General features: G+C 39.8%; 22 protein-coding genes and 2 tRNA genes. 7 read left to right on the forward strand and 17 right to left on the reverse strand.

What is annotated here, in order from left to right:
• Positions 1-459: 459 nt before the first annotated feature.
• From ACTJJG_RS03255 to ACTJJG_RS03290, 8 genes are all read right to left on the reverse strand, one after another.
• Complete coding sequence (locus ACTJJG_RS03255) at positions 460-1,329, reverse strand: hypothetical protein (RefSeq protein WP_032057253.1); 870 nt, start codon at positions 1,327-1,329, stop codon at positions 460-462.
• Between the two features lie 16 nt (positions 1,330-1,345).
• Entirely contained in the window at positions 1,346-2,428 is a 1,083-nt protein-coding gene (gene aroB, locus ACTJJG_RS03260) for a 3-dehydroquinate synthase (RefSeq protein WP_002116776.1), read from the reverse strand.
• A 28-nt stretch (positions 2,429-2,456) separates the two neighbouring features.
• Positions 2,457-3,026, reverse strand: coding sequence for a shikimate kinase AroK (aroK, locus tag ACTJJG_RS03265; protein WP_002116987.1), 570 nt, complete (start codon positions 3,024-3,026; stop codon positions 2,457-2,459).
• An 11-nt stretch (positions 3,027-3,037) separates the two neighbouring features.
• Complete coding sequence (pilQ, locus tag ACTJJG_RS03270) at positions 3,038-5,164, reverse strand: type IV pilus secretin PilQ (RefSeq protein WP_069120196.1); 2,127 nt, start codon at positions 5,162-5,164, stop codon at positions 3,038-3,040.
• A gap of 62 nt (positions 5,165-5,226) precedes the next feature.
• On the reverse strand, positions 5,227-5,754 hold the full coding sequence (locus ACTJJG_RS03275; protein ID WP_069120199.1) for a pilus assembly protein PilP: 528 nt from the start codon (positions 5,752-5,754) through the stop codon (positions 5,227-5,229).
• Positions 5,755-5,764: 10 nt separating this feature from the next.
• The gene (locus ACTJJG_RS03280) at positions 5,765-6,517 is read right to left on the reverse strand and encodes a type 4a pilus biogenesis protein PilO (RefSeq protein WP_206216692.1); all 753 of its coding nucleotides are present in this window, start codon (positions 6,515-6,517) and stop codon (positions 5,765-5,767) included.
• Positions 6,514-7,155 carry a PilN domain-containing protein gene (locus tag ACTJJG_RS03285; protein ID WP_033848908.1) on the reverse strand — a complete coding sequence of 214 codons (642 nt, stop codon included), beginning with the start codon at positions 7,153-7,155 and terminating at the stop codon, positions 6,514-6,516. The genes ACTJJG_RS03280 and ACTJJG_RS03285 overlap by 4 nt, the downstream gene beginning before the upstream one ends.
• A complete protein-coding gene (locus ACTJJG_RS03290; RefSeq protein ID WP_033848910.1) occupies positions 7,155-8,213 on the reverse strand; it encodes a pilus assembly protein PilM in 1,059 nt (352 codons plus the stop codon). Before ACTJJG_RS03290 ends, ACTJJG_RS03285 begins: the two co-directional genes overlap by 1 nt.
• 161 nt (positions 8,214-8,374) lie before the next feature.
• Here ACTJJG_RS03290 and ponA point away from each other — a divergent pair, with 161 nt between their 5' ends.
• Complete coding sequence (gene ponA / locus ACTJJG_RS03295; protein WP_032057246.1) at positions 8,375-10,936, forward strand: penicillin-binding protein PBP1a; 2,562 nt, start codon at positions 8,375-8,377, stop codon at positions 10,934-10,936.
• A gap of 15 nt (positions 10,937-10,951) precedes the next feature.
• Here the strand turns inward: ponA and ACTJJG_RS03300 are convergent, their stop codons facing one another.
• The 9 genes from ACTJJG_RS03300 to ACTJJG_RS03340 form a co-directional block, all read right to left on the reverse strand.
• A complete protein-coding gene (locus ACTJJG_RS03300) occupies positions 10,952-11,776 on the reverse strand; it encodes a putative RNA methyltransferase (RefSeq protein WP_080777164.1) in 825 nt (274 codons plus the stop codon).
• 2 nt (positions 11,777-11,778) lie between these two features.
• Positions 11,779-12,111, reverse strand: coding sequence for a DUF7709 family protein (locus ACTJJG_RS03305; RefSeq protein WP_002116981.1), 333 nt, complete (start codon positions 12,109-12,111; stop codon positions 11,779-11,781).
• Positions 12,112-12,170: 59 nt separating this feature from the next.
• Positions 12,171-13,289, reverse strand: a complete 1,119-nt coding sequence (gene mraY, locus ACTJJG_RS03310; RefSeq protein WP_002116751.1) for a phospho-N-acetylmuramoyl-pentapeptide-transferase — start codon at positions 13,287-13,289, stop codon at positions 12,171-12,173.
• Positions 13,290-14,690, reverse strand: a complete 1,401-nt coding sequence (locus tag ACTJJG_RS03315; protein WP_032057242.1) for a UDP-N-acetylmuramoyl-tripeptide--D-alanyl-D-alanine ligase — start codon at positions 14,688-14,690, stop codon at positions 13,290-13,292.
• Positions 14,691-14,698: 8 nt separating this feature from the next.
• A complete protein-coding gene (locus ACTJJG_RS03320; RefSeq protein ID WP_032063184.1) occupies positions 14,699-16,198 on the reverse strand; it encodes a UDP-N-acetylmuramoyl-L-alanyl-D-glutamate--2,6-diaminopimelate ligase in 1,500 nt (499 codons plus the stop codon).
• A 3-nt stretch (positions 16,199-16,201) separates the two neighbouring features.
• Entirely contained in the window at positions 16,202-18,034 is a 1,833-nt protein-coding gene (gene ftsI / locus ACTJJG_RS03325; protein WP_017400506.1) for a penicillin-binding protein PBP3, read from the reverse strand.
• Between the two features lie 11 nt (positions 18,035-18,045).
• Positions 18,046-18,378 (reverse strand): cell division protein FtsL, encoded by a 333-nt coding sequence (ftsL, locus tag ACTJJG_RS03330; protein WP_002116847.1) that lies wholly within the window; start codon positions 18,376-18,378, stop codon positions 18,046-18,048.
• Entirely contained in the window at positions 18,378-19,301 is a 924-nt protein-coding gene (gene rsmH, locus ACTJJG_RS03335) for a 16S rRNA (cytosine(1402)-N(4))-methyltransferase RsmH (RefSeq protein ID WP_032063185.1), read from the reverse strand. Before rsmH ends, ftsL begins: the two co-directional genes overlap by 1 nt.
• Before the next feature lie 231 nt (positions 19,302-19,532).
• Positions 19,533-20,534 carry a sulfate ABC transporter substrate-binding protein gene (locus ACTJJG_RS03340; protein ID WP_032057238.1) on the reverse strand — a complete coding sequence of 334 codons (1,002 nt, stop codon included), beginning with the start codon at positions 20,532-20,534 and terminating at the stop codon, positions 19,533-19,535.
• 400 nt (positions 20,535-20,934) lie between these two features.
• Between ACTJJG_RS03340 and ACTJJG_RS03345 the strand changes: the two genes are divergently transcribed.
• From ACTJJG_RS03345 to ACTJJG_RS03370, 6 genes are all read left to right on the forward strand, one after another.
• On the forward strand, positions 20,935-21,234 hold the full coding sequence (locus tag ACTJJG_RS03345) for a hypothetical protein (RefSeq protein WP_002116889.1): 300 nt from the start codon (positions 20,935-20,937) through the stop codon (positions 21,232-21,234).
• 116 nt (positions 21,235-21,350) lie between these two features.
• Entirely contained in the window at positions 21,351-22,859 is a 1,509-nt protein-coding gene (gene gltX / locus ACTJJG_RS03350; RefSeq protein WP_044425090.1) for a glutamate--tRNA ligase, read from the forward strand.
• A gap of 57 nt (positions 22,860-22,916) precedes the next feature.
• Positions 22,917-22,992 (forward strand) — tRNA-Ala (locus ACTJJG_RS03355).
• Positions 22,993-23,017: 25 nt separating this feature from the next.
• Positions 23,018-23,093, forward strand: a tRNA-Glu gene (locus ACTJJG_RS03360).
• A gap of 128 nt (positions 23,094-23,221) precedes the next feature.
• On the forward strand, positions 23,222-24,643 hold the full coding sequence (locus ACTJJG_RS03365; protein ID WP_044425093.1) for an amino acid permease: 1,422 nt from the start codon (positions 23,222-23,224) through the stop codon (positions 24,641-24,643).
• A gap of 120 nt (positions 24,644-24,763) precedes the next feature.
• Positions 24,764-25,663, forward strand: a complete 900-nt coding sequence (locus ACTJJG_RS03370; RefSeq protein ID WP_080779836.1) for a PGAP1-like alpha/beta domain-containing protein — start codon at positions 24,764-24,766, stop codon at positions 25,661-25,663.
• The last annotated feature ends 38 nt before the right edge of the window (positions 25,664-25,701 follow it).

The raw sequence follows: 25,701 nt of genomic DNA on the forward strand, positions 1-25,701 counted from the left end.
GCATAGCGTACCCTTCTTTCAATAAGGCTCTTTCGAGCGTCAAACAAACAACTTCTTTTTGCGATAGTGCCTACGGACGACAGTTAGCTCAATGTTTCACAAAAAAAATTTTTGGGCTGATAAGCCAATATACGCTGTTCCATTTTTACGTACACTGGTTTTTGCTAGAAAAATGTTTTGACTTATTTCGCACTCTTTTAAAGCAGTTCGACCCCTCGACTCTGCATAGAATTTACTCTTTAGAGCGCTAAAATAGTTTACAGCACATTAATAAGCACAAGAATAAAGCAAAAACTATGCCAATGTTATTTTTTGCAATTAAGTATTTATAATTGTTGAAAATAGATCGATTTTATTCGCGTTATCATTTTAATAAATGACTAAATATGCACCACAGTTGATCAAAAAATATATATGACTATTATTATTGCACCATATTTGTGCGATACATCCTTATAATTAATTACCTCTTGTGCCCTCATTTGTTGCATTTTTTGCTGTAGGTTCTGTTGTACGATTCTGTTGAGCCTTTTTAGCCACATCAACTGCCGAATTAGACTGATGTACATCCACAACATTCCCCTCAGCATCTCGACGAATAATCGTTGTACGAGTTGTAGAATTTGTTGCTGGAGCCGTTACTTTAGGTTGTGTAGCCACGCCGCCCCCTATGAGTAAGGACTCATCAATTTTGGGCAGAGCAGCTGGACGTAACCGCACTTCATAAGTTTGGCTAATACCACCTTTCATTTCATCCGTCCCTAAATCATTGACTAATGGCGCATAGGTCGAAAATTGTTGCGGTTGAGGTTTAATTGATTCAGGTAAATCAAGATTAAGTTGGGTTAACTGCTGAATTGCATCTTCAGAACGTTTAAATACACCATATGTCAAAACATATTGTTCAGATTGCTTATCTCCACTTAAACGGAAGTAGATAAATTTATTCCGTTCTGGACGATTTTTTAAAAAGTTTTTAATAATATCTTCATCAGACGCACGGAAAAGCTCAAGCGTCCATTGTTTCTTGTTTTCATTAATAAATTTTGTACCGCGGAACTCTGCCTCATGTTGACCAGAAGCAACCGTACGGGTTGTTAAATCAAGAGGTCTAACTTCATCAGCTAAAGCCCCTAAATTAGCCGTTGTTGCCACCTTCTCTGGCTGAATTTGCACTGGCGCATCCGAATCAGCTGATTTTTCAACTTCAACCAGCTTTTTACTATCGGTCATTACCCAAAAAATAAAAGCGAGCAACAAGCAGACGATACCACCCACCAACCAGATATATTGTTGAACATTCTGCCAAAGTGTACGTGATACAGTCATGTGTTACCTTAATTTATTATCCGTGTTGATTTGCCAAAATAGCTTGTTTCATGAGTTCAACATCAAAGTCTTTAGTAATTACTGCTTGCCCAAGTTGCTTTAACAGCACTAAACGTAATTGACCATTGAGAACTTTTTTATCATGCGCCATATATCCAAGGAATTCATCCAATGGAATTTTTGGACATGATATCGGCAAATTAGCGCGTTGAATAATTTTTTTTGTACGCCCTACATCATCGCTTGAAATCCAACCTAAACGTTGTGATAAATCAGCTGCCATCACCATGCCTGTCGCTACTGCTTCACCATGCAACCAAGTGCCATAGCCAAGGTAAGATTCAATCGCATGACCGAAAGTATGACCCAAGTTGAGTAAAGCTCGTTCGCCTTGCTCTTTTTCATCGTTAGCGACAATACGCGCTTTATGAGCACATGAACGATAAACAGCTTCTGCTAAAAGTTCAGCATCTCGCCCAATTAACCCATCCATATTCTGCTCTAACCAAACAAGAAAATCAGCGTCACCCAACAAGGCATATTTAATGACTTCTGATAATCCAGCAGATAACTCTCGATCTGGTAAAGTATCAAGTTGAGCCATATCAGCCAAAACAACTTGAGGTTGCTGAAATGCGCCCAACATGTTCTTACCAAGAGGATGATTAATCCCCGTTTTACCACCCACACTTGAGTCTACTTGTGAAAGAAGTGTAGTCGGAACCTGAACAAAATAAACACCACGTTGGAAACATGCTGACGCAAAACCAGCCATATCCCCAATAACACCACCACCCAAAGCTAAAACCGTACAATCACGATTAAAACCAGCTTCAAGTAAAGCATCAAAAATTAAATTTAGATGTTGAATATCTTTATATTTCTCACCATCTGGCAAAATACAAGTCGCTACAGTTTTACCCAAACTTTTTAAAGCCTCTTGATAATGAGATAAATATAAAGGAGCGACCGTTTCGTTACTCACGATCATGATCTGTTGACCATGAATATAAGGCTCAAGCAACTGCTTAGGATCAAGTTGACTGCCAATAAAAATAGGATAACGGCGTTCGCCTAATTCAACATGTAAAGTTTGCATGAGTTTATAAAACCACAAGTAAGTTTGGCTATTTTAGCGGGTTGGACAAAATAAGTTGCAGAATCTTTTGAGCAAGATCACGAGCAGCACCCTGATTGGTTTCAATCGTGTAATGCGCAACTTCACGATATAAAGGATCACGTATTTTCAACAAATCACGTAATTTTTGTTCAGGGTTTTCAACTTGTAATAGAGGTCTATTTTTATCGCGGTAAGTTCGTTGTAATTGTAGTTCTACAGGAGTGTAAAGATAAACAACAATACCACGTTGCTTTAGAAATTCGCGGTTGGGTGCTTGAGTAATTGCACCTCCACCTGTCGCCAACACTAAGGCTTTACGGGAAGTCAACTCATTTAACACTACCGTTTCACGAGTGCGAAATCCAAACTCCCCTTCTTTCTCAAAAATCCAGGGAATAGTGGCACCTGTTTTGCGTTCAATTTCATGATCACTATCTAAAAATTCACGCCCTAATAGTTCGGCTAAATGACGTCCAACGGTTGTTTTTCCTGCCCCCATGGGCCCTACCAAATAAATATTTGGCAGGGTTTCAAACGCTTTGCTTGGCAAGGCGCCACCTATTTCAATTGCTTTCATTAAAAAATATATTAATGATTTCTCACCAAAGTGTCATTAACAATTCGTGGCGTAACGAAAATCAGTAACTCTTGCTTATCATCAGATTTCACATCTTTTCTAAATAAACGCCCAACTACAGGAATGTCTCCAAAGAAAGGAACCTTGGTTTGTGAATTAGAAGTAGTCTGCTCAAACACCCCTCCTAAAATGACTGTCTCACCATTATTAACAAGTACATTGGTATTAATATTATTTTTATTTAAAATTAATTCACCATTAGGTGCTTCGCCGGCTACAGAATCCTTAGAAATATCCAATTTCATTTGAATTTTACCGTCAGGCGTAATACTCGGGGTAACATCTAGGCTTAATAGTGCATCTTTAAATGATGTACTTGCTGTGGCACCCGCAGCAGAATTCGTCGTGGTTTGATAAGGAACTTGTTGACCTGTTGCCACTCTCGCAGGTTGTTTATCTGCGGTCATCACTTTAGGTGTGGAAATCACCTCACCATAGCCATCAGCTTGTAATGCAGAAAGTTCGAGATCAAGCATAAAATCAGACATACTAATCAAGCCAAAGGCAATACTTCCAGCTGGATTAGTTACACCCAAATCGACATTTAAGTTATCTGGACGTTCAATCGTGTATTTATAACCACCCGTAGTCTCATCCTTTTTGGGCTCTCGTAAATTCCATAAGGTCGTTTCGCTACCACCAACTAATAAATTATTATTGTTGGTAATCCCTTGCGATAATATTCCCCATTTAACACCGAGCTCTTTAGTAAAAGAAGTAGAGGCTCTTACAATTCGAGCTTCCACCATGACTTGTTTGATCTGTACATCAATCAAATCAATCATTTTACGAACTTTATCAATATTTTGGGCTGTATCATTTACAATCAAAGTATTAGTACGCGTATCGGCAACAGCACTACCTCTTGAGCTTAATAAGCTTTCTAAAGCAAGAGAGTCTGAACCTGCTGTACGATTTGCGACAGCTGTCTTGCCATCACGAGTCTCTTCAATTAGTTTAAGGACATCTGCTGCTTTTGCATAATTCAAACGAATATAATCTGTTTGGATCGGTGCCAATTTAATAGTTTGTGCTAAAGCTTTTGCCTCATCGTCTTCTGCCTTGATCAGTTCCGCAACTGGAGCAATCCAAATTACATTACCATTTCTGCGTTTATCTAAATTTTTAGTTTTTAAAATAATATCAAGTGCCTGATCCCATGGAACATCTTTTAAGCGCAAAGTGATGTTACCTTGCACACTGTCAGCCGCAACCATATTAATGCCAGTAAAATCAGCAAGTAATTGTAAAACGCGACGAACTTCAATATCTTGAAAATCAAGAGAAAGCTTATTACCAGAATAATTAGATGGTTTAGATGAAATGTTTACACTTTTATCTTGAGGACGCTTGAGGCTGATGGTTAATTTATTTTCCGCCTGATAAGCCATATATTCATAGCTACCAGTAGATTGAATCGTAATAACACCGTTGCCTTTATCATTATAAGATTCAATGGTCGAAACAGGCGTTGCAAAATCATTTACATTTAAGCGCTTAGTTAAATGAGTAGGAATTTTAGAACCCAAAGTTTTTACTACAACTTTGCTGCCTTGTTGTTGCACATCAACAGGGGTATTACTCCCCAACAGGTCAATAACAATAAGACCTTCCCCTTGACTACCGCGTTGGAAGCCGATGTTTGAAACACCTTGGGTTTGCATTGCACTTGCTGATACAGGTTTAGCTACAACGTGCGCAGAATTAATCTTTAAAATAAAAGTGTTGCCTTCAATACGAGTAGTAAAAGCACCTGCCTCTTTCAAATTTACAGTTAAACGTGAACGCTGATCATCAGAGCTTACATCGACCGAACTCGCTTCATCCGTTCCAATCGCCACTTTTGACTGTGTTAAATTCTGCTGCGCTTTATTAAAGTCTAAAATCAAACGTGAAGGATTCTCAAGCTGATATGCCTGTGGTTGCGGTGGCAAGCCATTAAATATCACTCGAATTTCTGTTCCCTGACCCGCTATTTGCGTCGGTACAATATTAGTCATGCTGACCTGTGCAGACGCAATCTGCATAATTGCAATCGCCACAGCTCCCATAGAAAACTGACGGAATACGTGATTCATTGTCTAACCATCCCCAATAAATAATCTTTAAAAATAATTTTTTCTTTGTTATTCCCTAAATTTTAGGGTGCGGGTCCAATTAACACTAAGGTTCTTGGTCTCTCCACATAGCCTTCTCGCCCATCAGGGACAATCTCCACCAAATCAATCTGAGTAGGACCAATATGGGTAATTCGACCTTGATTCATCCCGATATAGTTCCCTACCTGCACTCGCTCAATTTGTTGATCAGGTGTTTGGATCAGAGCCATGACTTGCCCGCGGCTGTTACGCATACTTCCTTTCATATTTAAGGACTCTAATGCATAGCTTTCGAGTGGCTGTGGTGCACGTGAGAAATTCGGATATACTCGTTTCCCCGCCATAATTTTGAGCTCAGCAGCAAGTGAGCTTGGTAAAAATGGGCTCTTTAACTGATGGGCTGCATAATTAAATTGTGGCACAGGCGTAAAAACAGGCGCAGGTTCTATGGCTTGTGGTGGCTGATTACGTATATCGGCCATTTGCTGATTTACGGCGTCGATTCTAGAGTCGCATCCAGCTAAAGCTAAACATGCCAAAATAGAATGAGAAAATTGTTTAAATTTCATCGTAATTCTCCTATTTCGGCTGTGTGTTAGCAGTAGAAGAATCAGGTGCTACCGAGGAAGCCGAAGCATTTTTTTCCTGATGTTCAGGATTTTCTACAGCACCCATATAGCGATAAGTTTTTGCTTTGATAAAATAATTAAGCACAGGAATATCTGATTTACCATCCTTAACAGGAGCAGCTTCAACAATAAAATCATGCATCGTCACAATACGTGGTAATGCCGCAATACTGCTAACAAAAGCACCGAAAGCGTGATAATCCCCAGTTGCTTCGATAGTAATAGGCTGTTCAATAAAAATTTCCTGCTTCACTTCATCTTCTAAGCGAATATTTTTAAACTTCAGACCAGAATTCACGCCCGTTAAGTTAATATCTTCAACTAAACTTGGAATTTCGGTTTCTTTTGGCAATTGTTCTAACTGCTGATTGAAGTTGGCTTGCATCTCTTGAAGTTGAAGCTGGTATTGCTGCAAGTTGCGTAATTTTGAGTCTTTTTCACGAAACTCATTTAATAAATTACTTTCTTGTGCTTGAGCATTATCAATTGCTTGTAGCTTTGGTTGAATAGCAACAAAATACCCTAAAGCCAGTACAGCAAAGAAAATAAAAATCCAACACGTAATTTTCACAGATAATGGCCAGCTACCATAACTGTTCATGTCGAGCGTGTTAAATTGCTGAAGAAATTTTTCTAAGGTGATCTTTTTTTTCTTAGATGGAGCTTGTTCTAAAGACAGCTCATGAAGTTCATCAGGACTCATTTTGCCACCCCCTTATCCGTACCTAAAGGCGTATTGGCGGTATCATCTGTTGTGGTCACCCCCATTTCCCCTACATCAACAGTAACAACAAAACTGCCATAGCTATCTTCAACTCTAGGAAGCAAAGAACTTACAGCTTTATCTTTTTTCTCTTCGGTCGCCAAGAAAGAGCTCATAAAAGCGTTGCGATACCATGGTGATGCTTCGAGATTACGTAATAACTCTGCAACTGTATTTGGACTTTCCGCTTTACCTTCAATCGTAAATTTATCTCCGGTTCGGCTGAATTTAGTCAAATACATGGCTGCCGGGGTCACACGTACTAATTCATCCACCAAACGTACAACGACCGGACGCTGGCTTTGCAAACCTTGAATGAGCTTCATACGCTCAATAATTGCATCCCGCTGTTCTTGCAAGCCATTTAAGGTTTTAAGTTGTTGATCTAGATTCTGGTTTGTACTGATGATGAGCTGATTTGCTTGTTCTTGATCATTTAATTTTTGATTCAAATAAAACCACCCTGCAAATACAGTGGTTATCCCCAAAACAACGACCCCAAAACATAAAATAATAAATTGTTTTTTACGCTGCTCCCTAAGCCCATCACGCCAAGGGAGTAAATTAATTGTTGCCATTAATCAAAACTCCTTAAAGCCAAGCCACATGCCACCATTAATGAAGAAGCATCATTTTCAATTTTTTGAACTTCGACTTGAGGAGAGAAACCCATTTGTAAAAATGGATTGGCAATAGTGACTCGGTAACCGAGTTTCTGCTGCAACAATTTAGCAAGCCCTGGAATGTTGGCATTGCCACCCGCTAGCAAAATATGGTCAATTTCATTGAATTGGGATGAAGAGAAGAAAAATTGTAGAGATCTAGCAGCTTGCTGAACTACAGCATCTAAAAATGGTTCTAAGATTTCGATGTCATAATCATCTGGCAAAGAACGTTCTTTTTTAGCGCGTCCCGCTTCTTCTAATGACAAACCGTAACGGCTTTGAATTTCCAAAGTAAGCTGTTTACCGCCAAAGACTTGTTCACGGGTATAAATGATTTTGCCATTTTGCATAACCGATAATGTGGTCATGGTATGGCCAATATCTAAAATACCAATGGTATTTGCACCCATGGGTAAGCTATCAGCAAACACACTAAAAGCACGCTCGACAGCATAACTTTCAACATCAGCAAGCTTAGGCGTTAAATCAACCAGTTCCAGTACTTCTACGCGTGTTTCAACATTTTCTGTTCGTGTTGCGACTAAAAGTACATTCACACGATTTGGATTCGGCAGTCGATCTGGTAAAACCTCAAAATCAAGGCTCACCTCATCTAAAGGGAACGGTATATATTGCTCCGCATCTAATCGAATCTGAACTTCACGTTCATCATCGTTCATATCTGCATCCATTTCGATAGTTTTATGAATAACCGTCGATGTTGGAACAGCAATTGCAGCGTTAGTGGTGTGGGGATTTGCTAAATTCATCGCCCGTTCCAAAGCTTCTGCAACTGCTTCTGGATTCAAAATATTTTTTTCAACTACACTGTTCTCAGGTAAAGGCGTTAAAGCATAGCTTTCTACCCAATATTTACCGTTCTTAACAGAGAGCTCTAACAACTTAACAGAAGTCGAACTAATATCGACGCCCATTAACCCCTTATTCGGTTTACGATATAACCTGAGCACACTATTGTCCTATTATTTTTTTATCCCCAAAAAAAATTACAAACCAATAATCTAGGTCTTTATTTTTACACGGATACAATATCTCATCTAACAATCCGCATGTCTAAAGGCTATACTGACCACAATTAGTTTGTATTCGATCTTATTAAAGCTTACTTATCATGAAAAAGCTATCCAGTTTGGGCTTCGTGCGTCCAATTTTTTTGATCATTATTATTATCTTAGTCTCACTTCCGATGGGCTTTTATGGCATGTATCTCTATATCGCCCCATCGCTTCCAGAAATGAGTTCACTAAAAAAAGCTCCCCTTTTAAAACCATTACAGGTCTACACTTCAGACAATCAACTGATTGCCGAGTACGGTGGTAAGCTTTCTATTCCGGTTGAATACAAACAAATTCCCCCTGCTTTTATTCATGCATTTTTAGCAGCAGAAGACTCTTCTTTCTTTGAACATAGCGGGATCAGTTTTAAAGGTTTAGGTCGTGCTTTGAGCGAAAGTGTGACGGGTTCAGATGTGCAAACTGGTGGTTCAACGATCACCATGCAGGTTGCAAAGAACTATTATTTGAGTCCAGAAAGAACCCTAAAACGTAAAATAACCGAAATCTTTTTGGCTCGAAAAATTGAGCAAAATTTATCTAAAGAAGAAATTCTCAGCCTCTATGTGAATAAAATCTTCTTAGGGAAAAATGCGTATGGTATCGCGGCAGCAGCCAAAATTTATTACAACAAAAGCATTAATGAGCTCAGCATTGCTCAAATGGCGATGATCGCTGGTTTGCCCAAAGCACCATCTAAATATAACCCTGTAGTTAATCCTGAGCGCGCACTCGAACGACGCAACTGGATTTTAGGCCGTATGTTACAGCTGGGTTATATTTCTCAAGCAGAATATCAAAAAGCAGTTGCAGAGCCGATCAATTTAAATATGCCCAATCGGGATTTAAATAATATTCATCCCTATGCTGGGGAAATGGTTCGTTCAGAACTTGTAAAGCATTTCGGTGAACAAGCCATTGATTCTGGTTATAAAGTCTACACAACAATTAATGCTAAACGCCAAGCGATTGCAGAAAAAGCTGTGCAAGATGGCCTTGAAGCTTATGACCGTCGCCATGGCTGGCGTGGTGCAGAAGCACATGACAAACCGTTAACTGAATTTAGAGCATATGCCAACACTTATCCTGCACAAGTCACTAAGGTAAATAGCAGCTCTTTTGAAGCATTAATGCAAGATGGCTCAACCGTTACGGTTCAATGGTCAGGCATGTCATGGGCACGCCCCTATCGCAATGCAAATAGCGTAGGTGGCGCTCCTTCACGTGCGTCCCAAATTGTTAAAGTTAAAGATATTGTTCGTTTACGCCCAAACGATAATAAAACCGCATGGTCTTTAGTTCAGGTTCCAAAAGTTCAAGGTCAACTCATTGCAATTAACCCGAATGATGGTTCAATTGAAGCAATTGTAGGTGGCTACAACTTCTACCAATCCAAGTTTAACCGTGCCTTACAAGGCTGGCGTCAACCGGGTTCTACAATCAAGCCATTCCTCTATGCTTTAGCATTAGAAAGAGGTATGACACCTTATAGTATGGTGAATGATAGCCCAATTACGATTGGCAAATGGACACCGCGAAACTCTGATGGGCGTTACTTAGGTATGATCCCATTACGTCGTGCTTTATATTTGTCTCGTAATACCGTATCAGTAAGACTTCTACAAACAGTAGGGATTGAACGTACTCGCCAATTATTTATGGATTTCGGTTTACAAGAAGATCAAATTCCTCGCAACTACACCATTGCTTTAGGTACTCCTCAAGTATTACCAATTCAAATGGCAACTGGTTATGCAACGTTTGCAAACGGCGGTTACCGTGTTCAACCACATTTCATTCAACGTATTGAAGATGCTTACGGCAAAGTCATTTATGAAGCCAAACCAGAATACGCATGTATTCCATGTATTAATGCACCTGACACAACGGATGATGAGCAAAAACCTAAAACAACTGATGATGAAGTCATTGCGGTTACGAATAAAGATATAGAACAGAAAGAAAACGCAGCTAAGCAGCTTAATCTTAAACAGACTGACAAAAACAACAGTCAATATCGCCAAGCTCAACGTATTTTAAAATCAAGCTCTGCTTATGATATGGCGAACATCTTACGTGATGTAATTGAGCATGGTACAGGTCGTGCTGCACTTAAAATTGGCCGTAGTGATTTAGGTGGTAAAACAGGTACTACGAATGATGCAAAAGATGCATGGTTTGCAGGCTTCAACGGCAAGTTAGTGACTGTAGCATGGGTTGGATTTGACCAACCGACTACGCTTGGCCGTCGTGAATATGGTGGTATTGCTGCATTGCCGATCTGGATTAACTTTATGGGTCAAGCATTGCAAGGTACGCCAGCAGCTTGGGTCCGTTTAGATAAAGATGCTAAAGGTCCTATTTCACGTGACCAACAAGAAACCGTGACAGAAGTAACTGATAAGAAAACTTATCGTGCGGCTCCGCCACTAGCACGTCCGCTCTATCGACCAGCACCACCACAACCAAAATTAAGCAATGACAATGACTTTTCCGATTTACCAGGTGAAGAAATTGTTATTCCGTCAAAAGCTGCGCCTCCTGCCATGAGACCTTCACAGGAGTCCGCTCCTAAGCGAGAAAAAGATGAATTAGAAAATCTGATTAATCAGATTGAATAATAGAAAAAGCCATCGTTAGATGGCTTTTTTATTGCGCTTCTGAAAGACATAAATTTGAAAAGATGCAGTTATTTCTAATTGTGACTGCTGCTCTAACTGCGAACGGCGCTCAGGAGAGGCTTTATAAGCATAAGGTGTCATAGCAATCAGATTTTTTAGGGCTTGTTGATCGAGCACAAAAGGCGCATCAATAATTTGCTCTTGCTTTAACTCAAACAAATTTTTTAGTTGCTCTACAAACTTTTCTGGTGTGTGAGGATTAACTTGCTCAAATAAAGCCTCACGCATGGCATACAAATGTTCAGAAGCAGGCGTAACAACAATTAAATAGCCATCATCTTTTAAAACACGCGCAATTTCTGCTTGCGGAATTGGGCTAAATAAACTGGTGCAAGCATCCATACTCCTATCCAATACAGGTAAAGTTGCTCCTGTTCCCACCACCCAAGTTACTTCAGTGTTGAGCTTTGCCGCACGTTGTACCGCGTTTTTTGCAATATCAACTCCAACACACTGTTCAACAACTTGCTGCATAGCACTTGTATAGTAGCCCTCACCACATCCGATATCGAGTATTGCTTTTACATCTAGTTGCTTTAATAAATCGACTACAGCTTGCTGTAATGGCTGATAATAACCACCTTGCAAAAAAGCTCGTCGCGCATCGACTGACTCGGGCGTATCCCCTGGGTTTTTACTATGTTTATGTTGCACCACATGTAAATTGACATAGCCTTGTTTAGCTACATCATAACTATGTCCCTGCTCACATCGCCAAGTTCGTTCAGTTAAATTCAGGGACTGACGACACACAGGACACATTAAAACTTGCTTAGCCACGTTTAATTATTCTCTTGTTCTTTTTGTTGTAAATAAGTCTTTGCGTGTAGTCCAACAAAGGTGCGACCTGCATTTGTACCATTAATCCATTCATCTACCTGAAACAAATCAAACAGACCTACCTTGACTAAAGTTGGAATTGCGATCTTTAGCTCTTCCTCAATTTGTCCTCTTTGCCCTGCATTGTATAATTCAATATTGTGCAGCATTGTTGCTACAGTTCCTGTTTGAACCTGACTTCCATCTTTAAGTACAACTTGAGGTAATACCTCGCCCTCTCCAACTACTTTTTGATTAATCACCGATAATTGGTCTAGACCAGCAACTTTTGTCATTCACCTCTCCAATAAAAAAAGCCAGTAGAACTGGCTTTATATTGACACTAAAATAAGATCTATCGCAATTTTAAAGTCATTAGACCTAAAACTACTAATATAATTGTAATAATCCAAAAACGAATCACAACTTGCGTTTCTTTCCAGCCCTGCTTTTCATAGTGATGATGCAGCGGCGCCATTAAGAACACACGTTTATTACGCATACGCAAAGAGCCAATTTGTAAGAATACAGATACTGCCTCCATTACAAATACACCACCCATAATTGCAAATACGATTTCTTGACGAACCATAACTGCAATTGTTCCAAGCATCGCACCTAAAGCTAAAGCACCGACATCACCCATAAATACTTGAGCAGGATGCGCGTTATACCAAAGGAATGCCAAACCTGCACCAATCATGGCAGAACAGATTACTACGAGTTCAGAGGTATATTTCACATATGGAATATGTAAATAGTTAGCGAAACGGATGTCACCAGACAAGTAAGCAAATACGCCTAAACCTGTAGCCACCATGACAACCGGCATAATTGCCAAGCCATCTAAACCATCTGTTAAGTTAACAGCGTTAGAAGCACCATTAATCACCAGATAGGTAAATACAATAAATGCCAAACCTAAAGGAACAATTGAGAGTGGAATTGAAAGATTCTTAAAGAATGGAATCAATAAATCCAGCATGTTTGCCGTATGTTCTGCATTGGACTGTTGAGTTGCAATTAAATATAACGCAATACCAGCACCCAGCGATGCAACAGAAGTCCAGAAAAACTTCTTACGTGCGGGTAAACCTGCATTGTCTTTATAGCGAATTTTAATCCAGTCATCTGCCCAGCCTACAGCACCGAATACAACCATTACACCAAGCACAATCCAGACATAAGGGTTAGATAAATCAGCCCATAGCAAAGTACTAATACCAATTGAAAGCAGAATTAAAATTCCACCCATCGTTGGTGTACCCATTTTTTTAGCATGATTTTCAGGAGCAAACGAACTTACTGCCTGACCGTATTTTAACGCTTGTAATTTACGAATCATGATCGGTCCAAGGACCAGACCAATGGTCAGTGAAGTTAATACACTGAGTAAAGAACGTAATGTTAAATAACGAACGACCTGAAACGAGCTGTGATAGCCCGCAAGTTGTTCAAACAACCATAACAGCATTTAAAGTTTCTCCATCAAATCAGCCATCAACGTTTCCATATGAGTAAAGCGAGAACCTTTAAACAGGAAACTCATGGACTGGGGTTGATGTGTTTGGATTAGATTGATTAAAAATGGAAGTGCCTCAGCTTGTGTCTGAAATGCTTTCACTTTATTAGAATGAGAGTCTGCACCCTCGAGAGCAGCTGGAGCGAACTGTCCAACTGCAATAATATGATCTAAAGGGAGTTCGGCAAGATCACGACCTAAATCATGATGCTCTTGCCAACTGCTATTACCTAACTCACCAATATCCCCCATGACCATCACTTTTACGCCTTGTTGCTGCAACAACACTTGTGCAGCAGCGCGCATAGAAGTCGGATTGGCATTGTAGGTATCATCAATAAATAAGTAAGGTGACTTTTGAATAAAGTTAAGACGACCTTTCGCTCCTTGAGCTTGCTCTAAACCTTGGACAATATCTTCTAGTCCAATACCAATTGCTAAAGCAAAAGCTACAGCTGCGGTCGCATTTTGAACATTATGCTCACCCGCAAAAGGAAGCTTAACTCCACTACTACCTTGTGGTGTATGAAGGATAAAATTCGTTGATTGAGGCAATAACTCCACATCTGTTGCATAGACATCGCCTCCTACACCAAATGTAGAAATACGATGAGCTTTCGCAGCATCTAGAATTTCGGCAGTGAAGTCATCTTGTTGCGGCACGATTGCAACGCCATTTGGTAAAATGTGACGATAAATTTCCGATTTTGCGCGGCAAATACCTTCACGACCACCAAACTCGCCTAAATGAGCTGTACCAATATTTAATATGCCCGCAACATGAGGCTGAACGAGTTTTGATGTGTAATCAATCTCGCCTTGATGGCTTGCACCCAACTCCATCACCGCATATTGATGTTCTTTGCGAAGCTCTAGCAACATCATTGGTACACCAAGGTCATTATTTAAATTCCCTCGGGTGATTAGTGTCGGTGCTAAGCGCGACAATATACTTCCCAGCATTTCTTTGGTTGTAGTTTTACCACTACTTCCCGTTAAGGCAATCACCTTTAATTGTGAGTTTTGCTCACGGCGATAAGCGCCGAGTTGCCCTAAAGCCAATCTGGTGTCAGCAACAACGAGTTGTTCAATATCTACATCTAGCGGACGTTCAACAATAGCTATTTGACAACCATTTGCAGCAACTTGCGCAACGAAATCATGCGCATCGAAACGCTCACCTTTTAGTGCTAAAAAGGCATCCCCAGTTTCCGCATGACGCGAGTCCGTCAAAATACGTTTAATTTCAGTTTGAGGGATCTGGTCTTTATGCCAGTAGCCCTGTGTTGCCTGTTGTAATTGTTGAGCTGTCCACGGTTCCAAAGGCACGGTACTGGTGGTTGAAGTATGCATAATTCGTCCTATTGTGCAGGGTAAGCAGCGTCTACAGTGTGATGTTGTGCATCAATCGCAGAACGCACTTCAACAACATCATCAAACCAGTGACGCACACCATTAATTTCTTGATAATTTTCATGTCCTTTACCGGCAATCACAACAATATCACCAGCCTGAGCCTGCTGTGCAACAAATTTAATTGCTTCACGGCGGTCATGAATTTCATGCATACGGTGCCCTGAAAAGTCGATTCCTTGCTTCATGTCAGCAAAAATTTGTTCAGGGTCTTCTGTTCTTGGGTTATCCGACGTCAAAATAACTGGATTTGCGCCGTCTAAAGCTGCTTGAGTCATTAATGGGCGCTTACCGCGATCGCGGTCCCCGCCACACCCAAATACAGCCCAAAGTTGATTAGACACATGACGTTTTAAGGTTTTAAGCACTTGAATTAATGCATCTGGTGTATGCGCATAATCAACAACAAATAAACGCTCACCATCACGAATAACCTGCATTCGACCTGGGGCACCAATTAGTTTAGGAACGAAAGCTACTAACGCTTTTAAATCAAAACCTGCTTGCTCAGCAGCAATAAGAGCTGCAACCAAGTTTTCGACATTAAAATGCCCTAACAATGGACTTTGCACAGCAAAAGAACCTTGTGGGCTCACTAAATTAAATGTCGCTCCTGCTAAACTGTAACTCAGGTCAGTAATATAATAATCAGCAGTATTTTGAGTAAGTGAATACGTTAAAATTTTCGGTTGAGCAGGATTTTGCTTTGCTGCATTGATCATGAGAGCAGCATGCTCATCATCTAAATTAATAACAGCTACTTTTAAAGAGCTAAAACGGAATAAAAGAGCCTTAGCCTCTGCATAAGCCTCTAAAGTGCCGTGGTAATCCAGATGATCACGACTCAAATTGCTATAAACAGCAATCTCAATCGCACAACCATTTAAACGACCTTGTTCCAAACCATGTGAACTTGCCTCTAAAGAAGCAAAAGTCGCACCTTGTTTTGCATAATCATGCAATGCATTTTGCAGTTGTAAAGCATCAAGCGTAGTGTGCGTTGAGGGTGTTAAGTCTGGCAAAATACCATTGCCTGTAGTACCCATCACAGCACAGCGCTGTTGTTGAGAGCTAATTAATTCAGCCACTAGACGCGAAATTGTGGTTTTACCATTTGTACCAGTCACTGCAATAATACGCACTGGTACTACGGGATCTATATGCTGTAAATAACGTTCTTGCCATTCACCCATACGTTGACGCACATCAGAACACACCCACTCATTTGCTACGCCCAACTCCGTCTCGCTAATAATGGCAAGTGCACCATTAGCTAAAGCTGACTCAGCAAAAGCGCGTGTTTTTTCAGGTTGGCTATAACTGGTCAAAGCGATAAAGATCTGGCCTGACGCAACCTTACGACTGTCTAAACTAAAGCCTTGAAAAGGCTGTTTAGACCACTGTGCATCGATCTCAACTGGATTAATTTCTTGGAAAGAAACAGACATAGCTTACCTGCGAATAGGATTTTCTGGAGTATCAAGGGGCTTATCAAGCGGCACATTCATTAAGCGCAATGATTCTTGCATAATTCGTGCGAAAACAGGGGCCGCAACCAAACCACCGTAATAACGGCCTTGTGGATTTTCAACAACTACAATAACCGCTAAACGAGGATCACTAATCGGAGCTACGCCTGCAAATAAAGCACGGTATTCATTATTTGAATAACCTTTACGATCTGCACGAAGTTTATGAGCTGTACCTGTTTTACCACCAACGCGATAACCCGGAATATTAGCTTGCTTTGCAGTACCGCCCGGCATCGTCACCTGCTCAAGCATAAGCAAAACCTGATCAGCAATTTTTGGAGCAAGAACTTGCTCACCTTTAGGTGCTTGATCGAGTTTATGCAAACTTAGAGGCATTTTTACCCCATGGTTTGCAAGCATTGCATAGCCTTGCGCCAACTGAAGAATAGTTGCATTTAGACCATAACCATAAGCCATGGTACCAATTTGGGAAGAGTTTAATTTGCTTACAGGAAGTACTAAACCAGAGCTTTCACCGGGGAACTTCACAGCAGAACGTTTACCAAAGCCAGCACGGTTAAAGAAGCTTGGTAACGTTTCTTTAGGAAGTGACAATGCAATTTTTGCCGAACCTACGTTTGATGACTTAATAATTACGCCACTGACAGTCAAAGCACCATAGTTATGCGTATCACGAATGGTATGCCAGCCTAAACGCATTGAACCTGGTGAAGTGTTGACAATCGTATTTGGCGTATATTGTCCAGTTTCGAGTGCAGCAGAAACTGTAAAAGGCTTCATGGTAGAACCCGGCTCGAACATATCAATCGCACCGCGGTTACGCATGGCATCTTTATTAGATAAACCGTTTTTATCATTCGGGTTATAAGATGGCCAACTGGTCATAGCCAGAATTTCGCCTGTTTTAACATCTACAGCAATTGCTGTCGCCGAACGGGCGTTATTTGCGACACCAGCAGCAGTCAACTCACGGTACATAATGTATTGCAAACGAGAGTCGATACTTAAAGTGATGTTTTCGCCTGGCTCACCTTCACGAATAACCTCTGAAACTTTTAAGCGGTTACCACGTTTATCACGAATAATTTTTTGTTCGCCATCTACCCCAGACAGTTGTTTATTCAACTGCATTTCCAAGCCTTCAATCCCTTGGCCTTCACTATTGGTTAAACCAATAATCTGAGCATTTGGCTGCGGTTGAGGATAATAACGTTTATATGTTTTCTCAGCATAAACGCCTTGGAAGTTACCCTTTGTAATGAGATCTGCCTGCTGTGGCGGCACTTCTTTTTTCAAAACCAAATAACGAGAACGTGGGCGCGCATTCATCTGTTTTTTTAGATCTGCACGATCTAAACCAACCACATCCGCCAACTCATCAAGGTTTAAGTTTTTATCTGGTAATTGTCGTTTTAACTTACGATTATTCGGATCTTTTTTTAATTCGGCTGTAATTTCGTCATATAAATGCTTGGTATCAAAGTAATCACGTGGATCAATGACAATTTTCATAATAGGCGTACTAATGGCCAGAGGCACACCATGACGGTCGCTAATAACCCCACGCATTGCCTCAATACGTTCCGTACGCAAAATATTGGCATTGGCCTTGTTTTGTAAAAAGTCTTTATTAATCACTTGCACATAAAATGCACGTGCAATTAATACAACAAAACAGAGCAATACTGTTGCCCAGAGCAGATAAAACCGCCACATATCGAAGGCAAGAGTTGGTTTTTCCGAAATAGACTGCTGTTTTTTCCGTGTTTGCTTTATTCGCTTATCTACCATACAGCAAGGCCTTACTTATTTTGCTCTGAGGTCATCGGTAAAGAAATTACCACCGTTTCTGCAGCAGGTGGCGAAAACATGCGTAGTTGGGTTACAGCACGCGTACCAATCTGTGCTGTTGCACCGAAGGTTTGTTGCTCAATAAGCAAACGCCCCCATTCAGCATTGAGATCATCACGTTCACGCATATAAGAGCTGAGCTCTCTATAATCATGACGATATTCAAATACTTGAAAAACCACCATCATGGCACTGATAAAAACAAGCGCCACTAATACGGTGTATGCCACAACTTTTTTCACCACTTTATTTTCGGTGGTTTCAATTTCATCACTGCTTTTCATTACGCGCCTTTTTGTTCCAAGCGTTCAGCAACCCGAAGCCATGCACTACGTGAACGTGGGTTCGCTTTTACTTCTTCTTCACTCGCACGAACCCGTGAAATTTTCTTTAACCTTCTTGTATCTACCTGTTGCTGAGGAATTCCCCAGCCAATATCTTCTGCCAAAGTCGATTCTTTTTGAATAAATTGTTTGATCAAGCGATCTTCAAGAGAATGAAAGCTAATCACAGACAAACGCCCTTTTGGTTTTAGTAAGTCTACAGCTTGTGGTAAAAATACTTCAATATCATCTAGTTCTTTATTAATAGCAATACGAATTGCCTGAAATGTACGTGTTGCTGGATGCTTATGTTTTTCCCACTTTGGATGAGCTGTTTTAACAAGTTCTGCCAATTGGGCTGTTGTATCTAGTTTTCCAGCTTGTTTAATCGCTTTTGCAATACGTCGACTATAACGTTCTTCGCCATATTGATAAATAATATTTGCTAATTGTTCTTCTTCAATTTCAAGTAACCACTCAGCTGCGGTTAACCCCTTAGAATTATCCATTCGCATGTCTAGAGGACCATCCTGCATAAAACTGAAACCACGCTCAGCTTGGTCGAGTTGAGGAGATGACACCCCTAAGTCAGCCATAATGCCATCAACACTCACCACACCAATTTCCTGCATTTTTTCTTTAATATCAGCAAAACTGGCATGAATAATGGTAAATCTCGGGTCTTCTTGTGCCAAAGCAGCTGCAACTTCCAAAGCTTGAGGGTCTTTATCAAATGCATATACTCGTGCATTTTCATCAAGTTTCGAGAGCAATAAACGTGTATGCCCACCTCGTCCGAAGGTTGCATCGATATACACCCCTGTTGTGCGATCTGCCAATAAGCTCTCAACGGTCTCAAAAAGTAAGACAGAAATATGCGACATAGGTGTTAAATCATTGCGTAAAAATGTAACTGCACATTATCACCTTGTTTATGACCAACGCCAAACGGCTTTTTGTAGGAAAATATTAATTTTTCATAGATAAAACCGTTTTATTAGCATTTTTTAAGCAAAAAAAGAAAGCAAGCTTACTTTTTTAAGTTTGCTTACTTTCTTTATGAATATTTAACTTCTAAGTTTTCTTTTTGGACTATTGTTTTTAGATCATTTTATTTACTGCTTGCCATCATAAATTTGATCAAAAATAGCACCGTTTGCAAAATGAGTTTTCTGAGCTTTAGCCCAACCACCGAACACATCATTAATGGTAAATAATTTAATTTTTGGGAATTGCACTGCATATTTCGCAGCCACTTGAGCATTACGCGGTCGGAAATAATGTTTAGCAGCCAATTCTTGGCCTAAAGGTGAATATAAAAAGTTCAGATAACCTTTTGCCAAGGTTCGGTTTCCATCTTTATCTACGGTTTTATCTACAATCGCTACGGATGGTTCAGCCAAAATTGAAATTGATGGATAAACAATTTGATATTTATCCTTATCAGGTCCTTTCGTCGCCAACAAAGCTTCATTTTCCCAAGACAACAAAACATCACCAATGCCACGTTCGGCAAATGTCGTAAGTGAACCACGGGCTCCCGAATCTAGAACTTTCACATTGTGATAAAGTTTTTTAACTAGCTCTCGAGCCTTAGTGTCATTTCCACCTGGCTGTTTTAATGCATATCCCCATGCAGAAAGATAAATCCAACGCGGTGCGCCACCTGTTTTAGGGTTAGGAGTGATAATTTCCACACCTGGTTTTGTTAAATCATTCCAGTCGCGTATATTTTTTGGGTTACCTTTTCGTACTAGAAACACGACAGTCGAAGTATACGGGGCAGAATTATTTGGGAATTCTTTTTGCCAGTTCGGCTGAATAAACCCAGCTTTCACAATCTCATCAATATCATTCGCTAATGCTAACGTTACTACATCAGCTTCAAGTCCTGTGGCTACCGCGCGGGCTTGTTTGCCAGATCCACCATGTGACTGTTTGAATTCAACGTCTTGCCCTGTTCGCTGTTTCCAAAATTTACCAAATGCTTGGTTATATTCTTGATAGAACTCTCGAGTCGGATCATAAGAAACATTTAAAAAAGAGGTCGCTGCTTGAGCCGCTGTTGTTGCTATTCCCACATATAAAGCGACAGCTATTATTGATATTTTTTTCATTTACAAAATCCATCATTCGTTTTAGTTTAACTATATTTTTAATTTTATTTTTTACAATCAATTACTTATATTTATATCTTTTTTATTAATCTTTTTTAGATATATAGCTTAGAATGTCTAAGTTATTTCATTTTTGAAAAATTTTGTAATTATTCTTACAACTTATTTTAGACCTTCACTTTATCTACACATTAATTTGTTAAATAATGAAGCGTAAAGGATACATAGGGTCTACATTTGAGTCGACCAGTTTAAAATATAGGTAAATTTTGTAAAAAGTGTGACACAGTTCCACTTTTTTATTAATATTTATGTTTAAATCGTAGCATTACCGTAATTTTACATTTTGTTAAACTCAAAAAATAGATGAAATGTAATGAAACAGAGGGGATGATTAACAATGAAAATTCATTATGGAAAAGCTTTAAGCTTAAGTTTGGTGCTGAGTTTGGCATCACAGTTTTCTGCAGCAGCAGTACTTAAAGATACTCCAAGCAAAACTGGTTCAGAGAAGCAGACTTCTCTTATTGAAAAAGCTTTAGATCAGCAGAAACGTAACCCTATTGTGTTACCTTCTACAAATGATGAGCTTAAAGTTCTAAATACGATTCGCGTTACACCAACTCAAAATTTTCTTGCTGCACAACACGAACGTTTTTCACGTTTTGTTCAGGCAATCTTTCAGCCCCATGCTTCTTAAAATCTGAAACACCCCCTCTTCGTTTCAGTTTTAGCCCAGCCTGACGTTAAATAAAACGTCAGAATACTGGGCTTTTTCGTTATAATAGTTTCAATTTTTATTTTGACCCTTTATCTATGAAAGTTCGTACTCGTATTGCACCTTCCCCTACCGGTTTTCCTCATGTTGGCACAGCCTATATTGCTTTATTTAACATGTGTTTTGCGAAACAACATGGCGGAGAATTTATTTTAAGGATTGAAGATACAGACCAACTTCGTTCTACACCAGAGTCTGAAAAAATGATTTTGGATTCATTACGTTGGTTAGGTTTGAATTGGTCTGAAGGTCCAGATGTAGGTGGCCCACATGCACCATATCGCCAATCTGAACGTATGGGAATTTATAAGCAATACGCATTAGAACTTGTTGAAAAAGGTCATGCTTTTTACTGTTTCGCAACCGCAGAAGAACTTGACCAAATGCGTGCTGAACAACAAGCACGTGGCGAAACACCAAAATATGACGGCCGCGGTTTAAAACTTTCTCAAGAAGAAGTGACTCGACGTCTTGAAGCGGGTGAACCTCATGTCATTCGTATGAAAGTACCTGAAGAAGGTGTTTGTAAATTTAACGACTTGCTACGTGGAGAAGTTGAAATTCCTTGGGCTCAAGTCGATATGCAAGTCCTTCTTAAAACAGATGGCTTACCTACTTACCACTTGGCTAACGTTGTTGATGACCATTTAATGGAAATCACTCATGTATTGCGTGGTGAAGAATGGCTTCCATCTGCACCGAAGCATCAGTTGCTTTACCAATATTTTGGTTGGGAAATGCCAACTCTTTGCCACATGCCATTGTTGCGTAACCCAGATAAATCAAAACTATCTAAACGCAAAAACCCGACATCAATTAACTACTACCGCGATATCGGTGTATTACCAGAAGCCTTACTCAACTATTTAGGCCGCATGGGTTGGTCAATGCCGGATGAAAGAGAAGTTTTCACATTACAAGATATGATGGATAACTTTGATATTCAGCGTGTATCACTAGGTGGACCAATTTTTGACGTTGAAAAATTGAACTGGCTTAACGGTCAGTGGATCAAAGGGTTAACTCCAAGTCAACTATTAGACCGTTTATTAACATGGAAGAGTGATCGCAACACTTTGGAAGACATTGCTGCCGCTATTCAACCACGTATTAATTTACTTTCAGAAGCTGTGAATTGGGCTGGTTTCTATTTTAACCATATGCCACAAATTACTGCTGAAATGTTTGAAAGTAAAAAATTGACTCAAGAGCAAGTTCGTCAAAGTTTACAATTTGCAATTTGGCGTCTTGAAGGTCAGTTTACTTGGAATAATGACACCGTTAGCCAAACCCTAATGGATCTTGCGAATCAGATGGGCATTAAACTACGTGATTTCATGCCAGCGTTCTTTATCGCAATTGCCGGTTCAACGAGTTCAACACCAGTGATGCAATCAATGGTTACGCTTGGGCCTGATTTAACTTTCGCTCGTTTACGTCATGCCTTAGAAATTGTGGGCGGACCGAGCAAGAAAGAAGTTAAAAATTGGGAAAAACTCAATGAGAGCTTAAAATTGCCGAAAAATGACGCAACTAGCGAAGTTTAATTCATTTTTTTGTTGACGTGTGAGCGCATTCACCCTAAGATTGCGCTCACACAAACTGGGGTCATAGCTCAGTTGGTAGAGCGCTACAATGGCATTGTAGAGGTCAGCGGTTCGATCCCGCTTGACTCCACCACGCTCCTTTGTGTTTGCCTCATCAAGTCCCTATCGTCTAGAGGCCTAGGACATCGCCCTTTCACGGCGGTAACCGGGGTTCGAATCCCCGTAGGGACGCCATATTCTGCTTTAAAAATTATAAAAAGACTCTATCGTCACCTTACTGTTTATTCTTTATCTCTTTCTAGATTGCACATTTGTCTATTTTATCTAAAATAGCGTCTTTCTTAATTCTCTCAATGTGTAATATGCAGCCATCTGACAATCAACTAGATGCTCATCAGCATCAGAACAGTACTGCACCTTTAAAAAGAGCCATGAGCACTCGCCATCTTGTGATGTTATCACTGGGCGGAGCGATCGGAACTGGTCTATTTTTAGGTTCAGGGGAAGTCATTTCACAAACTGGAGCTATTGGCGCAATTATTGCCTATATTCTTGGTGGCGCGATCGCTTACATGGTCATGCTCTGCCTAGGAGAACTCGCTGTACACATGCCTGTTTCAGGTTCTTTTGGTGCCTATGCCAAAAAATATATCAGTCCAAGTACTGGCTATATGATTTCTTGGATGTACTGGCTCACCTGGACTGCAACGCTTGGAACCGAATTCACTGCCGCAGCCCTACTCATGCAAGAATGGTTTCCACAGATTTCTATGTGGATTTGGACAATTATTTTTGCAGTTACTATCTTTGGCTTAAATATTAGTTCAACGCGTATTTTTGCTGAATCTGAGTTTTGGCTGGCTCTTGTTAAAGTCGTTACTGTCATTGCCTTTATTGTGCTCGGCCTATTAGCAATTTTTGGTTTAATTCCATTCCATGGTGCCCAAACTGCTCCACTATTTAGCAATCTTACGGCTCAAGGCTGGTTCCCTCATGGTTTAATTCCTATTTTTACGACCATGTTAATTGTTAACTTTGCATTCTCAGGAACCGAATTAATTGGTGTAGCAGCTGGCGAAACAAAAGATCCAGCTCAAAATGTACCAAAAGCGATTAATGCCGCGATCTGGCGCCTCCTTATTTTCTTTGTGGGTACCATCATTGTTATTAGCGCTTTACTTCCTTTCCAACTTGCAGGTTTAGGCGGTGACGGTGTAAGTAGCAGTCCTTTTGTGACGGTATTTAATTATATTGGTATTCCATATGCGGATGACATTATTAGGTTTGTAATCATCACAGCTCTACTTTCAGCAGCAAATTCTGGCTTATATGCAGCTTCACGTATGATGTGGTCTCTGTCAGAACAAAAATTACTGCCTAGTGTGTTTGCGACTTTATCAAAAAGTGGAACACCAATCGTTGCTCTAGTTGTAACCATGTTCGGTGCAATTCCAGGTTTGCTATCAGAGCAATTTGCACCTGAGACTATTTTTAAGAATCTGCTTGGTGTTGCAGCTTTTACCATGGTGATTGTATGGATGAGCATTTGTTTAAGCCAGTTCAATTTCCGCCGCCAATGGTATAAATCAGGTCATACAGTTAAAGACTTACAATATGCTGCGCCTTTATTCCCTATTGTGCCAATTTTAGGTTTTGTTTTCTGTTTCATTACTTGCTTGAGTATGGCAGCAGACCCTGAAATGCGCGCTGGTTTTGTAGGCTGTCTTATTTTTACAGCTTTATGTTATGTCAGTTATTTTATTTTTTATCGCAATAAAGACTAAACCCGTCGTTATTCAATTAAAGTGTAGCAAAAAGCTACACTTTTTTTTGCCTATATACTGGTTTTAAATAACATACCGTTGTAGATTAAAATTTATATTAAAAACAAAATCTTGTATAGAATGAAAATTATATTTATCCACGGGATGAATCAACAAAACTACACAGCACATCGCTTGAAAGAGCATTGGTTAAAAGTGTTTAAGCTCGGCCTAAAACAAATGCCTTGCAGAGTTAATATCCGCGATCTTCATATCCACATGCCTTTTTATGGCGACTTAATGACCAAATACCAATTAAGTAACCAATTAGACCTTAACACGTTATTACCTAAATCATTTTTTAATAATTATTTCCCTATTAACGTACACCCAAGTAATCCTCCGACTAGAGAGCACACTCCATTTGTTCCGTTGTTACGTCCCTCAACCGATCAAACTGATAAAAGCTTCTCAGAACGGCTTTATCTGACTTCTCAATTAGTTAAAGATCGTGTACTGAAAGAACTAGTTGTTTTATTAAATAACTTTCCTAAACTGCATGAAAGTTTGATTCAACAATTCCTCATCGAAACCTATATGTATCTATCTAACCCAGAGTTTATGGAGGAAGTACATCAAAGAATTTTAAAGAAAATGCGAGAAGACGAAGATTATATTGTGGTCGGACACTCTCTTGGTTCAGTTATCGCTTTCCAATTATTATCAGATCCATCTTATCAATTCTCAGTTAAGCGTTTTATCACCCTAGCTTCCCCTTTATCTTTTCGCGTGATTCAAAGTAAGCTCCCGAGTCCAATTTCTAGACCGCCATGTATTTACGGTGATTGGTTTAATTTTTACTCTCAGGATGATTTTTTGACTGCATTTCCATTGTGTGAAGCCCCATTTAATTTTGAACCTGCCATTATTAATCAGAAAATTTATACTTTCGCCAACCAGCCGCATGAGATTTTAGGATATTTACAACATCCGTCGGTTATAAAGGCAATTATTGAACCTTTTCAGAAAAATGAGGGCTAAATGTATATATTTTCTACAATTTGAGTTATTTTTAATCG

The sequence above is a fragment of the Acinetobacter sp. 22512 genome (assembly GCF_052044755.1).
Taxonomy (GTDB): Bacteria; Pseudomonadota; Gammaproteobacteria; order Pseudomonadales; family Moraxellaceae; genus Acinetobacter; species Acinetobacter pittii.

Excerpts from the sequence above, each read along its gene's own strand:
- ACTJJG_RS03255 (WP_032057253.1), bottom strand. The coding sequence starts at position 1,329 with ATGACTGTATCACGTACACTTTGGCAGAATGTTCAACAATATATCTGG.
- aroB (WP_002116776.1), bottom strand. The coding sequence starts at position 2,428 with ATGCAAACTTTACATGTTGAATTAGGCGAACGCCGTTATCCTATTTTT.
- aroK (WP_002116987.1), bottom strand. The coding sequence starts at position 3,026 with ATGAAAGCAATTGAAATAGGTGGCGCCTTGCCAAGCAAAGCGTTTGAA.
- pilQ (WP_069120196.1), bottom strand. The coding sequence starts at position 5,164 with ATGAATCACGTATTCCGTCAGTTTTCTATGGGAGCTGTGGCGATTGCA.
- ACTJJG_RS03275 (WP_069120199.1), bottom strand. The coding sequence starts at position 5,754 with ATGAAATTTAAACAATTTTCTCATTCTATTTTGGCATGTTTAGCTTTA.
- ACTJJG_RS03280 (WP_206216692.1), bottom strand. The coding sequence starts at position 6,517 with ATGAGTCCTGATGAACTTCATGAGCTGTCTTTAGAACAAGCTCCATCT.
- ACTJJG_RS03285 (WP_033848908.1), bottom strand. The coding sequence starts at position 7,155 with ATGGCAACAATTAATTTACTCCCTTGGCGTGATGGGCTTAGGGAGCAG.
- ponA (WP_032057246.1), top strand. The coding sequence starts at position 8,375 with ATGAAAAAGCTATCCAGTTTGGGCTTCGTGCGTCCAATTTTTTTGATC.
- ACTJJG_RS03305 (WP_002116981.1), bottom strand. The coding sequence starts at position 12,111 with ATGACAAAAGTTGCTGGTCTAGACCAATTATCGGTGATTAATCAAAAA.
- mraY (WP_002116751.1), bottom strand. The coding sequence starts at position 13,289 with ATGCTGTTATGGTTGTTTGAACAACTTGCGGGCTATCACAGCTCGTTT.
- ACTJJG_RS03315 (WP_032057242.1), bottom strand. The coding sequence starts at position 14,690 with ATGCATACTTCAACCACCAGTACCGTGCCTTTGGAACCGTGGACAGCT.
- ACTJJG_RS03320 (WP_032063184.1), bottom strand. The coding sequence starts at position 16,198 with ATGTCTGTTTCTTTCCAAGAAATTAATCCAGTTGAGATCGATGCACAG.
- ftsI (WP_017400506.1), bottom strand. The coding sequence starts at position 18,034 with ATGGTAGATAAGCGAATAAAGCAAACACGGAAAAAACAGCAGTCTATT.
- ftsL (WP_002116847.1), bottom strand. The coding sequence starts at position 18,378 with ATGAAAAGCAGTGATGAAATTGAAACCACCGAAAATAAAGTGGTGAAA.
- rsmH (WP_032063185.1), bottom strand. The coding sequence starts at position 19,301 with ATGTCGCATATTTCTGTCTTACTTTTTGAGACCGTTGAGAGCTTATTG.
- ACTJJG_RS03340 (WP_032057238.1), bottom strand. The coding sequence starts at position 20,534 with ATGAAAAAAATATCAATAATAGCTGTCGCTTTATATGTGGGAATAGCA.
- ACTJJG_RS03345 (WP_002116889.1), top strand. The coding sequence starts at position 20,935 with ATGAAAATTCATTATGGAAAAGCTTTAAGCTTAAGTTTGGTGCTGAGT.
- gltX (WP_044425090.1), top strand. The coding sequence starts at position 21,351 with ATGAAAGTTCGTACTCGTATTGCACCTTCCCCTACCGGTTTTCCTCAT.
- ACTJJG_RS03365 (WP_044425093.1), top strand. The coding sequence starts at position 23,222 with ATGCAGCCATCTGACAATCAACTAGATGCTCATCAGCATCAGAACAGT.
- ACTJJG_RS03370 (WP_080779836.1), top strand. The coding sequence starts at position 24,764 with ATGAAAATTATATTTATCCACGGGATGAATCAACAAAACTACACAGCA.